The sequence below is a fragment of the Amycolatopsis sp. lyj-108 genome (genome assembly GCF_046549005.1).
Classification (GTDB): Bacteria; Actinomycetota; Actinomycetes; order Mycobacteriales; family Pseudonocardiaceae; genus Amycolatopsis.
In genome coordinates, this window is sequence record NZ_JAJPWQ010000013.1 from 155823 (window position 1) to 167947 (window position 12125).

The 12125-nt window shown below is 63.5% G+C and carries 13 protein-coding genes, 1 tRNA gene and 1 pseudogene; 7 read left to right on the forward strand and 8 right to left on the reverse strand.

Annotated features, from left to right (window positions below):
* The first annotated feature begins 119 nt into the window (after window positions 1–119).
* The 3 genes from ACLJO0_RS36385 to ACLJO0_RS36395 all read left to right on the forward strand — a co-directional run bounded on the left by ACLJO0_RS36385 (window position 120) and on the right by ACLJO0_RS36395 (window position 1845).
* Window positions 120–203: transfer RNA gene (locus ACLJO0_RS36385), tRNA-Leu, on the forward strand.
* A gap of 134 nt (window positions 204–337) precedes the next feature.
* Window positions 338–808, forward strand: coding sequence for a hypothetical protein (locus ACLJO0_RS36390; protein WP_410583723.1), 471 nt, complete (start codon window positions 338–340; stop codon window positions 806–808).
* Window positions 805–1845 (forward strand): tyrosine-type recombinase/integrase, encoded by a 1041-nt coding sequence (locus tag ACLJO0_RS36395; protein WP_410583725.1) that lies wholly within the window; start codon window positions 805–807, stop codon window positions 1843–1845. Before ACLJO0_RS36390 ends, ACLJO0_RS36395 begins: the two co-directional genes overlap by 4 nt.
* 95 nt (window positions 1846–1940) lie before the next feature.
* Here the strand turns inward: ACLJO0_RS36395 and ACLJO0_RS36400 are convergent, their stop codons facing one another.
* Window positions 1941–2396, reverse strand: coding sequence for a hypothetical protein (locus ACLJO0_RS36400; RefSeq protein WP_410583726.1), 456 nt, complete (start codon window positions 2394–2396; stop codon window positions 1941–1943).
* 604 nt (window positions 2397–3000) lie between these two features.
* Between ACLJO0_RS36400 and ACLJO0_RS36405 the strand changes: the two genes are divergently transcribed.
* Complete coding sequence (locus ACLJO0_RS36405; RefSeq protein WP_410583727.1) at window positions 3001–3417, forward strand: hypothetical protein; 417 nt, start codon at window positions 3001–3003, stop codon at window positions 3415–3417.
* Between the two features lie 380 nt (window positions 3418–3797).
* On the forward strand, window positions 3798–4571 hold the full coding sequence (locus ACLJO0_RS36410) for a hypothetical protein (protein ID WP_410583728.1): 774 nt from the start codon (window positions 3798–3800) through the stop codon (window positions 4569–4571).
* A 2-nt stretch (window positions 4572–4573) separates the two neighbouring features.
* On the opposite strand, the gene ACLJO0_RS36415 is transcribed toward ACLJO0_RS36410, so the two are convergent.
* The 4 genes from ACLJO0_RS36415 to ACLJO0_RS36430 all read right to left on the reverse strand — a co-directional run bounded on the left by ACLJO0_RS36415 (window position 4574) and on the right by ACLJO0_RS36430 (window position 6783).
* A complete protein-coding gene (locus tag ACLJO0_RS36415; protein ID WP_410583729.1) occupies window positions 4574–5098 on the reverse strand; it encodes a hypothetical protein in 525 nt (174 codons plus the stop codon).
* Between the two features lie 501 nt (window positions 5099–5599).
* Window positions 5600–5806, reverse strand: a complete 207-nt coding sequence (locus ACLJO0_RS36420; protein ID WP_410583730.1) for a hypothetical protein — start codon at window positions 5804–5806, stop codon at window positions 5600–5602.
* A 143-nt stretch (window positions 5807–5949) separates the two neighbouring features.
* Window positions 5950–6231, reverse strand: a complete 282-nt coding sequence (locus ACLJO0_RS36425) for a thioesterase II family protein (RefSeq protein ID WP_410583732.1) — start codon at window positions 6229–6231, stop codon at window positions 5950–5952.
* Between the two features lie 135 nt (window positions 6232–6366).
* Entirely contained in the window at window positions 6367–6783 is a 417-nt protein-coding gene (locus ACLJO0_RS36430; RefSeq protein ID WP_410583734.1) for a DUF6924 domain-containing protein, read from the reverse strand.
* Between the two features lie 203 nt (window positions 6784–6986).
* On the opposite strand from ACLJO0_RS36430, the pseudogene ACLJO0_RS36435 reads away from it, so the two are divergent.
* Both ACLJO0_RS36435 and ACLJO0_RS36440 read left to right on the forward strand, forming a co-directional pair.
* Window positions 6987–7115 (forward strand): annotated as a pseudogene (locus tag ACLJO0_RS36435) (IS110 family transposase); the annotation flags it as partial.
* 312 nt (window positions 7116–7427) lie between these two features.
* Entirely contained in the window at window positions 7428–9110 is a 1683-nt protein-coding gene (locus ACLJO0_RS36440) for an LGFP repeat-containing protein (protein WP_410583735.1), read from the forward strand.
* Between the two features lie 247 nt (window positions 9111–9357).
* Here the strand turns inward: ACLJO0_RS36440 and ACLJO0_RS36445 are convergent, their stop codons facing one another.
* From ACLJO0_RS36445 to ACLJO0_RS36455, 3 genes are all read right to left on the reverse strand, one after another.
* Complete coding sequence (locus ACLJO0_RS36445; RefSeq protein ID WP_410583736.1) at window positions 9358–10053, reverse strand: DUF1524 domain-containing protein; 696 nt, start codon at window positions 10051–10053, stop codon at window positions 9358–9360.
* A gap of 849 nt (window positions 10054–10902) precedes the next feature.
* A complete protein-coding gene (locus tag ACLJO0_RS36450; protein WP_410583737.1) occupies window positions 10903–11535 on the reverse strand; it encodes a hypothetical protein in 633 nt (210 codons plus the stop codon).
* 198 nt (window positions 11536–11733) lie between these two features.
* Window positions 11734–12123 (reverse strand): hypothetical protein, encoded by a 390-nt coding sequence (locus tag ACLJO0_RS36455; protein WP_410583739.1) that lies wholly within the window; start codon window positions 12121–12123, stop codon window positions 11734–11736.
* Window positions 12124–12125 lie beyond the last annotated feature (2 nt).

The following is a 12125-nucleotide window of genomic DNA, read 5'->3' on the forward strand; positions in this document are numbered from 1 at the left end:
CAGAGGCACGAAAGCTGTCGGAGGGTAACCGATCATGGTCTCAATGTAGGTCTGCGTGACGACACGGACCCCCCTGATTGAGGCCTCCGAGGCGACGTATACTCTTCTCACATCAGCAAGTCCGAGTGGCGGAATGGCAGACGCGCTAGCTTGAGGTGCTAGTGTCCTTAACGGACGTGGGGGTTCAAGTCCCCCCTCGGACACATATTCATGGTGGATCTCCCACAGCACAGAGTAATTGGCCCGCTACGGCGGGTCTTTCTTGCGTTAGGTCCTGCTCGGCTAGACTGATCATCATCACGCCCTCCCCGCGTGGAGCAGTCCGGGGAGGTGTGTCGTGACTCGTCCGATCTCGTCGGTGTCCTTGCCCGGCACAGTCCCCTCTTCCGCGCGGGTGCGAGCGCCGTTGTCAGCCCCGGTGCCGCTGGAGCTTCCGTCCCTGCGCACGCTGGGCGCTGCCAGTGGACCGCGGTTGTCGATCGCGGTGCTCGACGCCGGTGGCCGCCTGCAGGACCGTGGCGCGGTCGCGGCTCTCGGCTGGACCACGGATGATCGGCTGCTGATCACGCTCGTCAAGACGTCGGTGGTGATCCACCGGCGGACCGACGGTGTGTTCGTCATGCCCCGCAAGCCCTATGTCTGCCTGCCCGCAGCGGTCCGCAGGGCCTGTGGCGTCGACGCGGGAGCCCGCATGCTCCTGGTCGCCGACGCCGAGCACGACGTCCTCGTCGTCCACCCCGAATCCGCCGTGCAGGCGATGCTCCGCACCTTTCACGCCACGCTCGCCACCACCGAGGAGGCATCATGACCACCTCCGCCAGCCCGCAGGACCTCGAAACCGCCCGCCTCCTTCTGAATCGTCTCGGCGTCGACCCCGCCGAACTCCTCGCCGCCGGCCCGCCGCCCCAGGACGACCCGTCGCGGCGCAAACCCATGCCGACGATCCGGGAATGGATCCCCGTCGTCGCCGCGCTCCTGTCCCCCAGCACCGCGGCCTCCTACGGCTCGTACTGGGCGAAAGCCGAAGCCGCGTGGGGTGACCGGCCGATGGACACGATCACCGCCACCGAGATCAAAGCCCAGTCCGAGATCGCACGCGCCACCGCCGTGGTCCGCCGCAACTCCCGCGGCGGCCGCAACGCCGCCGAGAACTTCATCGCCGCCGTCCGCTGCCTCTACAAACACCTGGAGAACGACGGCCGGCTCGATCAACACCGCAATCCCGCCCGCAGGGTCACCAAACCACGGCGTAACGCCTCCACCCGGCGCGCCCTGCCCAACGCGCAACTGTCCGAGCTCAACGACGTCGTCGCCAGCACCGGCGACGACCCGGAACTCGACGCCCTCCTCTGCCGCACACACGAGGAGACCGCCTGCCGCCGCGGCGGCGCGCTCGCCCTGCGACCACGGGACCTCGATCGCCGGCAGTGCGCCATCCGGCTCCGGGAGAAAGGCGAGACCGAACGTTGGCAACCCGTCTCCCCCACCCTGATGCGCCACCTCATCGCTCACGGGGAGGAGCGTGGCTGCGGTGACCCAGACGGTCAGTTGCTGCGCTACGCCAACGGCAATCCCATCACCAAACGCCGCTACGACTACATCTTCCGACGAGTCCGCGCCGAGCTCGAGTGGGCCCGGGCTCTGCAGGTCAGTGCCCACTGGTTCCGGCACACCACTCTGACCTGGGTCGAACGTAACTTCGGCATCGGCGTGGCCCGCGCCTACGCCGGACACGCCGACACTGGCAGCGACCTCACCACCACCAGCTACGTCAAAGCCGACATCACCGAAGTCGCCGCCGCACTCGCGGCACTCACCGGCGAACCACACCCGCTCGCCGCCTGACCCAACTCACCAAGCGTGCTCCAGGCTGCTGGAGGTGGTGCTTGCGGCCACGGATTCGTGCCCGCAAGCATCACCCTCAGCAGCTGTCAGCCACCCTATGGATCACGACTACGAAGCAGCGAGGCGTGAAACCCCGTGACCATCGCGTGCAGGATGTGCTGGGGATACACCACCAGCAGATCATGCTCAAGCAGCGACGCCAGCAACACCTGCTCCCCCACCCGCATCCGGCACCTCGCCCGCAAACGCGCAGGCAGCACCACACCCATCTTCGTTGGTATACGCCCGGTCACGCGCTCGCCTGCCACACGTGCCACCACTAGCACACCGGCGGACACATCGAACCGAATCGACTGGCCAGGACACCACGCCAACTGCGACAGAGCAACTTTCGCGGCCACAGTGCCAGTGTCATTAATCCGAACAAGACTGAATCCAACCGACCCACTATCGACAAGCGAACCGAGCTCAGCGATCGGCGGAGGAACCGGGTCCCTGCGACCCGAACCTCTGACAGGCATCAGCAACGATGACACGATCCTGTCGGCCATCGGCTCAGTCTCAGCCGCCCGCCCGGAAGGAACCGGCGAAAATTCTGGGGCGGCACCGTCATCCCGCTGAACACCGGAACTGACCAAACGAGATGCAGTCATGACACGTCCCAGATCCGTCGCACTGGGAGGGCACAACCAACAACACCAAGACTGCCTAAACATCACAGCAACCGCAACCAGCGCTCAGGGCCCAACTCGGGCACCTCGGGGAGGTCTGCCTTCGAACCCGCCACGTTCTGCCGGACGCTGCAGACTCAGGCCCGGCGCACTAACGAAGAGCCGACCGATCGCCGCTCTGGACAACTCCCTTTGACACTCGCTGATGAACTACGTGTTCCGCCGGTCCGCACGATGGCAGATTGTTAATACGGCTGCGGAACGATGCATGCGCAGGGCATCGGCCGTCTGGGAGCAGCAAAGCACCGACGTTGCGGCCGCACCCATGCCGCGACTGTCCAGTGCCAATCGACGACGGGATCGCACGGCCACTCGTTCGACGGCCTGGACTACCGGTTCATCGAACCGCTGAGCCGTCATGCACCCGAGGACTACACCCGAGACTTGGACTGGTTCCCCCTCGCAGAGCTGGAGTTGCTGCGCCATGACCTCACCCGCTGACGATCCCAATGTTGCGCTGCTCGCGCAGCTCAAGATGTCGTCGTCCGTGTCCGGCATGAAGTCCAACGATGACGTGCTGGCCCTGCTCACGGCCGAGCCAGCCCCCGATCCGCTCGCCGGCGTCGAGTACACGGGCGACGAAAGAGGACGACGCCCGGCCGAGCTCGACGCGCTGCACCGCGGCTTCCGCGAACGCACCGCCCGCGAACTGGAACGAATGCAGCTCGCGACCGAAAGCGAGTACTGGTTCTGCGTCTGCTTCACAAGCCAGGACGACAAGGACACCTTCCTCGCCGCCGCCGGTCTCGTCGTCATCGGCGACAAGTACCTCGACGGCTACGCCACCGCGGAACTGCTCGGCGTCACGATGCCCGAACCCGACGACACCGAGAGGGGGTGAACTGAATGCCTCCACGCAAGCGACAGACCGCCGCCGCAGCCAAGAAGCGCGGCGCCGCCCGCAAGAAGGCCAGCTCCGCCCCCAAAGCGAAGGGACGCGGCAAGGCGTCCAGCGGCTCCAGCTAGTCGATGCGACTTACAGTAAGTCCTGAGGCAGCAAAGGGCGGTGCGGTTCGCCTGCTTGGAAGGCGCTCGGCCAGGCAGGTGAACCACTGCTCTTTCCCTTGACGAGCACAGCTGTGAGGCGAATACAGTGATCATTGGCGATCGACACTGGGGAGGTGTCATTGAGCGGGCTATTTCTAGGTCGCCGCCCGCGTCAACCGACTTCGCCAATATCTTACGTCTTGGGGAATATTAATGCGTAGAAGCGCGAAATCTGTGGCGATCTTGCTCTGCACTTTTCTGACCGTAACACTCGCAAGCGTCAGCGTCGCGAATGCCGATACAATAGTCGAAAGATCCTGCGTGCAAGCCGCCAAGGCGGTAAAGCTTCAGGCGCGTACCGACTTTATATGCTTTGATGGCATCGCCAACGTCTCAGCAACCATCGAAGGCAAAAAGAAGACGTTCGTAGTCAACGAGGCAAGTCACGAATATCGCGAGACGACAGGTAAAAGTGAACACGAAAGGAAGTCACTTGTCTCCGAGGTCAAGGGCGACGATCAAGCGCTAATAAAGTACGGAACTTACGTTGACACCCCTTACCGTGGGCGCGCTGAGTACCCTGCCGCCTATGGTCAGTCAGGTGGCGGCACGGACTGGTCAACCAGTATGTTCCTTCGTGAAATAATCAGCCTTCAGTCGAATAATCACTGGTTTGAGTACTACTGGACGCAGAACGACAATAGGCTGGTCGCCTTCAGTGCTGTCATCCAACTGAAGCGCTACATTTACTGGCCTGGCACTGATGTTGTCGCCGACACCGTCCCCACGGGAAATAGCGTCTTCGCGACCAATGACAAGAAGTCCACTTATCTGCAAACCGAGTATTCGGATCGACAGTTCTTCTATTTCAATATGACAAACTTCAAGGTTAACGACCTGGAGGCTGGGGTGGTCTTCGACCTTCACGGCGATGCGCCCGGCCCGCTATTCGAGTGCAAACCAGCCAGTGGATGCATCTATCCCAACGGAGAAGAAGCCAAGCCTTGATATCACATGGCAACGTTGAAGGTGTCCGACTCGGGTAACCATGCGGATGACCAATCGATAACTTCGATGGTGATCCATCCCAGATCCATCTCTCGGATGATCTTATCTGACAGGTCGACAGTCAGTGTTCCTGTAGTCTCGGGTTGATCCATCTTTTCGACCGTTATCACGACAAAGGAATTGCCAGCCTTGTGGGCGTTAATGGGTCGCCAGTCGTCAGTCGACCTGCCGAGAATCGGGGCTTTTTCTGGCAAGATCGGGTAGAGCGGGAAAGGGACGAGGAGACTCGTCTCGGCAGGACGTGAACTCTGACTTCCGTGTACGGGTACTGTCCACTCGGTAACGCCGTCATTTACCCGGAGCCCGTGGCTATTTTCTATCCTCCACCGAGCAGGGAAGGGCCGACGTGTGATGGCGACAGCACTGGTGACCTCAGCTCCGGTCTGCTCTTTGTAAACCACGGTGCCCGCACCGGCAGTTGGCTCGTAGTCCAGCAATGCTCCAAATGCTTCACCCAGTGTGCGCACTCTGTCTCCTCATCTTGTTCTTCACCTGTCTGGATGAGAGTACCGGAAAGGATGTTGGGTGGGCGAACTGGCAGGATGCGGTCACTGCGCCCGAGGCGGGCCGCATCCTGCTTCCTGGGCTCGCTTGGAGTCCTGGTTGCAGTTAGGGGGCTACCGGGTGCTAGCGGGTGCCATTCTCGCCACGCTTACCTATTGAGTTACCTCAAGCGCGGCTTTAACGGCTTCCTTACACTGGAGACCCCACTTCCGCAATAACATCGCCTATCGCTGTCCACAAGGGACACCTTCGGTAAACCGGGACGTCACAGACCGGCGAAATGACATTGCCGCTGAGGCAAACGCCGCGGCGGCGGGATCCGACCACATCCACATACCGACGCGAGCCGGAGCGGCGCGGTAGCGAGGGAGGCACTACCGCTGCTGCAGGCCGGACACACCGCCGAACTTTCGAAGCCGCCGAGGCGGTGTCTGCAACGTTCGCACCGCCGGTCCACAACAGACCTACCCGACCGCATTGTCCGCGCCGAGCCGGGTGAACCAGGCCTCGATCGAGCGTTTGTAGCCGTCGGGCATGACCAGGCCTGAGACCTCGTCCGCGGTGAATTCGCCGACGCGTTTGTGTTCATGGCTCAAGACAGGTGCGGCGTCGGTGATGGCACGGCAGCCGTAGGTCACGATGAACCGCACGGCACTTTCTCGGAATTTCACCCCGCATTCTTCAAGAGAGCTTACATTATGTGACACCAAAGATTGTCACCGGAGAGCCCTAGCATTGCCGGGTTGTAGCCTTAACCGGCTCGCACCCATGCTGGCCAATGCGCCTCATTGGACGGGGCACGTCGCGAGAAGTTTTACAGGGTTGGCTGGCGCAATCTGGCCACCACGGCGCTGACTGCCGACTTGAGATGATCCGACAGGAAGAAGTGGCCACCGGGAAAGATGTGGAATTCAGGGTCTTCCGCGGTGAGGTCACGCCAAGCGGTCATTTCGGCCGAGGTGACCTCCGGGTCGTTGGTGCCCGCGAGGACTGTGGTGGGGACCGGAAGTGGAGCGCCTGGGCAGTGCCGGTATGTCTCGAACACTTCGTAATCCGCGCGCAGGATCGGGGTGATTAGGCGCGCCAGCTCCGGCACGCCAGCCAACGCTGGACCACCCTCCGAATCAGCACCACCCCATAACACCGTCGGGCGCTGGCTCTACGGCGATGGAGCCAGCACCCGGATCGCTAAGGCTGGCGAGGCAGTCCGTAGCCCATGCGGAAAAGTGCTTCAGAAGCCGCGGAAGACGCCGTCTCCGGATACTGAGTCAGTAAAGTCCGTCCAGTCCATGTTTGCCAGGTTGATGTTGTTCTCCACGCTCCACAGCTCGCCAGGCACCACCCGAAACGGCCGATGATCGCGTGCGTCGCCGTCCCGGCGCGGGAGAACCCGGACCGCCAAGACGGGCCGCTCGACACCGGTGAGAGTTACCTCGTCTGCCAGAAAGGAAACGGCCGGCCCAGCCCTCTGCGTCACCGTCAACGCCTCGACGCTCAGGCCCTCGAACACCGGATCGTTCACCAGAGCGACAGTCGCCAGAAACCCCTCCTCGCTGGGCGTCTGAACCGCCACGACCAGTGACTCCCACGCACTGTCATCACCGAACCATGTGCGGACAAGGACTGAGACTGCCGGCAACACTGTCACCCACACCATAATGCTCGCGAAGGTCACTCATCGAAAGGGCCAGGCCACAGCCGAGCGTGCGCTTCGTGGCATGAGGAACGTCGCTAACAGTTGTCATCGCCCAAACGTGCGTGCCAGCGCACGGACCGCAACGGTTCTTCATCCCGACCAGCTCCTGACCAGGGCCAGTACCGGCGAGGACCGTGGTGGTCTGCAGGAAACGAGCCACCCGGGTCAGCAACCGCACCCGCGGCCTGCTCGCCGGCACCGCCCTCGACGCGTCGTGGGCCCCAATCAGCCATCTCGCGGTGTTGGAAATCCTGTCCGCTGCCGAGGCCCCACCAGGATCTCGCGCTCTCTGCCGACCTACTGCACTCGTTTCGCAGTATGCGGCCCACCTATATCAGCCGAGCCGATCAGAACGTGCATTCGGCAGAACGCCCGAGCGCCACTCAGCAGAAGCGACAGGCCGGCGGACGAGACCGGGGCGGGCAGCTCCGGACGTTGAGCTGACGACCGCCGTCGCGATACCCGCCGCGGGCAGGTGGCGAGCGTTGCCGTGTCATCAGGATTTCATCGTGAATCGCTAACGTCGATCGACTGAGTGCGGCGCTAGCGGCTGATGAAAGGCGGACATGCAGATGCGAGTTCGGAGACGGACCCCCGTGTCGGGCAGACGAAGGACCCTGCGGGGGCGGTGGCTGCACTATCCGCTGTGCCTGGCCCTCATCATGGCCGCGGTCGTGGTGTCGGCAGGCCCTGCCACCGCGGATCAGTTCCGGAACGGGCATTGGGTGCGCGGGGCGATCGAGCAGGAGTTCATCCGGCTGGGCACATTGTGGCCCGGTGGCCCGCCCACGGTCGGTGAGCCCAACAGCGATGAGCTCGACGCCGCCCGCGGCGGCCGGTGGCAGGCCTTCGGCGTCGACACCAACCGCATCTACTGGCACCCCAACGTCGCCGGCGGGAAAGCCAACCAGGTCGGCGGACTGATCCTCCAGAAATGGCTGACCAACGGCGACGAGCGCGGCTCCCTGGGCTATCCCCTGGTCTCGGAGACCCCGGTCAACGGTGGCCGGTTCAACCACTTCGAGGGCGGCTCGATCTACTGGAAGAACGGTGCGGCCGCGGCCCGTATCGTGCGTGGCGCGATCCGGGACTACTGGGCCCAGGCGGACTGGGAGAAAGGCGCCTACGGGTTCCCGGTCAGCGACGAGTACGACTTCGGCGGCGGCCGCCGACAGGACTTCGAACGAGGCTCGCTGTACTGGAACGTCCACATAATCGACGCGGAAGCCGGGTCACAGGAACTCACGGCGAGCACGACACCGCAGCGGATCAACCCCAGCGACAACACCACCGACCCCACCGCCCTGGACGACCTCGGCCCGCAACCCCGCTCCGCGCCGGCACCCCTTGGGCTGTCCCCTCGGTGTAGCGGCAACGTGTCCAACCCCGACCGATGGACCGCGTGCTCTCGCAAGGGCTGGGTGCTGAAAGAACGCCGCAGCGAGAACGGCACCCTGCGCGAGACCGGACGCCTCCCCTACACCGTGACCCTCTCGGTCGAGTTCGACAAGGTCACCCAGTTCAACAGCGGGAACGCGGCCTGGAAACTCGACGCCAAAATCGACGTCGGCACCGGGGTAGGCAACCTCGCCGGCGGCACCCGCGCCCATCTGGCCACGCCGTGCCTGACCAACACCTCCAAATGCGGCACCGGAACGGTCCTGCCGACCAAGGAAGTCCCGCTCACCCCGAACACCACCGTCGAACACACCTGGAACCAGTACGCCAACAACCTCGGCACGGCCGGAGCGATCGAGAAGTTCACCGGCCTGATCGGGATCACCCTCAAGAACGCCGGCGGCCTGACCTGGTCCCACACCGACGCCTCCCTGGACGCGCGCTGTGACCGGGCAACCATCCGCACCGGCTGCGTGAACCCCACCGCGATTACCGCCGTCGTCTACGACCCGGTCAAGAACCCGGCCATCGCCGCCGTGTCCCAGCACGTCTTCGACGCCCAGGCCAGCCTGCCCAGCCACTGGGGCAACCCGCAGTACAACTACCTCACCCGCACCACCAACCAAGCGATCATCGACGCCAACCGGGACAAAGCCTGCCCTGCGGGCAGCCCCATCAGCTGCGACGAATTCGCCCTCGCCAGCACCTACCAAGGCGCCTCCAGAGTCGCCGCCAACGACTACTCCACCCGCACAGTGCCCAAAGTCTCCAACGACTCCCAAGGCGGCATCATGAGCAACTACTACAACTCCACCCGCATCCTCGACGGCGACCAATTCGGCATCGTCGCCGTCCTGCTCGACGGCCGCCAATCCTGGTAACCACACCCGCACCCACCAGCAACACCTGACGTACCCCGTAACGCCGTGTGCTGGCCGTCCCCACCGGGGATGGCCAGCACCACATCCAGTCCCCGCCCTGCACTGACAACGTAGGTGGCATTCACCGCGACCTATCCCAGCAGGGCAACTGGAGAGAATTCATGGTGCGCGTCCAGCCAGATGCGCTCGCCCGCTGTGCAGCACTCTCCTACCGGCGACCCAGGGCGCGAGCGGAGAGACCGCGGTGTCAGCACCGGTCCAGCATGCTCGAGAGCGCGGTCCGTTCCGGCACGGTGATCGTCAGCGCGTACGCGTGTTTGACCATGACCCAGTCGGTCGCGTAGGTGCACCAGTACGACACCAGCGGTGGTTTCCACTGGTCCGGAGCCTTGTCGCCCTTGTCCTGGTTGAGGTTGTCGGTCACCGGCCGCAGCTGCGGCTGGGTCAGGTCGTTGGCGAACCGCTCACGCGTGGCCTGGTCCCACGACTTCGCGCCGCTCACCCACGCGTGCGCCAGCGGTACGACGTGGTCCACGTCCACGTCGGACGCTGTCGTCCACGTCTTACCGTCGTAGGGGCTGCGCCAGGACCCGGACACCGCGGCACACTCCGCGTTGACCTTGACATTCGTCCCGTCACGCTTCAGCAACTCCTCACGAACATCGCCCCTGCCGGACACGGTTTTCCACTGCGGGAACTTCCTGGCCCGGTCATAGCCATCCAGAACCCCACGCACCGCGACCGGCAACTCACCGAGAAGCTTCCGGGCTTCGGCCACCGGGATCTCCGGCACCGCAGAAGCTTCGGCCCGGCCTGTGCCCGGGTTCGCCGGAGAAACGCGAGGAACCTCGCACCCACCCAGCAAGACCAGTGTCGCCACTACCGCCGCCACACCCAGCACGTTGCGGGCGTTCCGACTCTCCGACCACATACCCGCCCTCATCATTAACGACCACACCGCACATGTCCTGGCCAGTAAACGGGAACAACGACGTCACCGTGACCGGCGAACAGCGCAACCCGCCGCCACCAACCCGGGCGTCATCCGGAGTCCCGCGCATCAGGCTGGCGTTGGTGCGCGGACCACTCGGCTACGGTTAACGATGATCATCAGGAACGGATGCCTGCCATCCGAGTTGGACCTGGTAGTTCTGCTCGGCGTGGCCGATCACCTTGCCGGGCGACTGTGTCCCCTAGTCGAGCCAGGTCAGCACGGCGACGGGCTCGACGAGACCCGGTCGTGGACTTCGCGACCAGGCGCAACCGGACCCGGCCGAACTCGCGCGCACGCGGATCTCACGGTCCCTCGTACTCGATGTACCGGCGATCGTCGCGGGGATCACCGGCGGCTATCCCGGAACGACTTTCGGCCCCTTCCGCGTCGACCGCCCTTGCGCCGCGCGAACAATGGGACGGCCAGCACAGACAGAACGATCACGACCAGTATCGCGCTTCCGAGAACGTCCGCCTGCACCAACGGCTTGATCGGAGACGGCGTGATCCCCCACCGCTCCACTCTTCCAACGCTACGGTCGGCTGCCGAGGAGCTCCACCAGCTCGCCCGTTACGTGGAGAACCGAGGCATCATGCGCCTGGGTCGATCCTCGCCAGCCGCGGACGGCCAGTTCTGCCGTTCACGGTATGTCCGTGTCCGTGCTCCCGTCTTTGTGCTGCCTCGGATACGTTGTTCCCATCGAGGCCAATGCGTCTCGCGGCCTTGCCTGCAGGCAATTGAGCGCCATGCCGTGCCCGGGTCGATCAGAGACCGGATGGCTCGCTTACACTTCGGACACTACAGCCTGCCGCCGAGAAGCCGCGCCAGCGAGGCATATCCGGGGATATTGGCAGCCATTGGACTACCGGCAAGCGTCAGATGAGCGATCCGGACCTCGCCGTGGCTCCGCTTCACGGTTACGACCAGTGTGTCGAGGTCCTCGTTCCGGCACCACATCGCCGCTTCCCCGGCGCCCGCCAGCGGCTGGGCCTGCCCCTCACCCAGACAGTTCTGTTCGGCAACGGCGAGTGCACTCTCCGGCGCCGCCTCGCCCTTGATGGCGGTCACCATCAAGCTACCGACGCCAGACCCATCATCAACACGACTGAACTCGCAACCATAGGCAATGCTCCGCTGCCCCTCAACCGGCTTCTCCTCGACCGACCGGTAAGCAGCCTTCGACTCCAGGGCCCCTTGAAGCTCATCCGCGCCAAGAAACACGCAAGCCGCAGAAACAACCTCTGGCGATGCCGCCGGAGCCCAACTCGAAGAGGGAGCCGAGGCCAGGCCGGCGGGACTCGTTACCACATTCCCCGACTCACTTGAGCACGCGCAGCACAGAGCCAGCACCAACAACCAGACCCCACCTGCACGCCTGGAAACAGGATTACCAATGAACGAGCTCAATATCCCCACTTCAACCTCGATCACAGAGGCGCCCCTGCTCCCGACTCAACTGAGCATGAACAGCACACGGCGGTTAAAATAGCCACGACCTACGCATCAAACACCTTGACAACCAGCCCAGAGAAACTAGCGGATTCTCACATCGATCAACACGCCACTCTTCTTGCAAGGCAGCTAGAAACCAACTCGGCAGCCTCGCCCCAGGCGGCACATAATTTGAAGCTACCCCTTTGAGACCATCGAAATCCCGCCCATCGCAAGGGAAAACATACGCACGAGCACCCTTCGAACATCCGGGTCCCGATCGATTCTCTCCAGCGATTCGAGCCTGCTCGGCTCAAGATCTATCGTGGCAATTCCACCACCACCCTGATCATACACAGGTGAGAATAAAACCAGACATCGATATGCCCGAATTTCGCCTTGCTGTTCTTCACGCATCAGAGTCTGGAGGACAACGACATCTTCCCCGACCTGCCTACGAAGGGCGTCTACGGAGGACCATCTAGTTGCCCAGCCTCGCCCCTCCGCTTCCAATTGAATCGCGATCAGCGCATCGAAACTGATCTGACACACGCGAAAATCCGAGTCGGCCGAGCGAATCAAAGACATGA

Coding starts and splice junctions, on each gene's coding strand:
- ACLJO0_RS36445 (WP_410583736.1), bottom strand. CDS start 10,053: ATGAGGGCGGGTATGTGGTCGGAGAGTCGGAACGCCCGCAACGTGCTG.
- ACLJO0_RS36405 (WP_410583727.1), top strand. CDS start 3,001: ATGACCTCACCCGCTGACGATCCCAATGTTGCGCTGCTCGCGCAGCTC.
- ACLJO0_RS36455 (WP_410583739.1), bottom strand. CDS start 12,123: ATGTCTTTGATTCGCTCGGCCGACTCGGATTTTCGCGTGTGTCAGATC.
- ACLJO0_RS36400 (WP_410583726.1), bottom strand. CDS start 2,396: ATGGCCGACAGGATCGTGTCATCGTTGCTGATGCCTGTCAGAGGTTCG.
- ACLJO0_RS36395 (WP_410583725.1), top strand. CDS start 805: ATGACCACCTCCGCCAGCCCGCAGGACCTCGAAACCGCCCGCCTCCTT.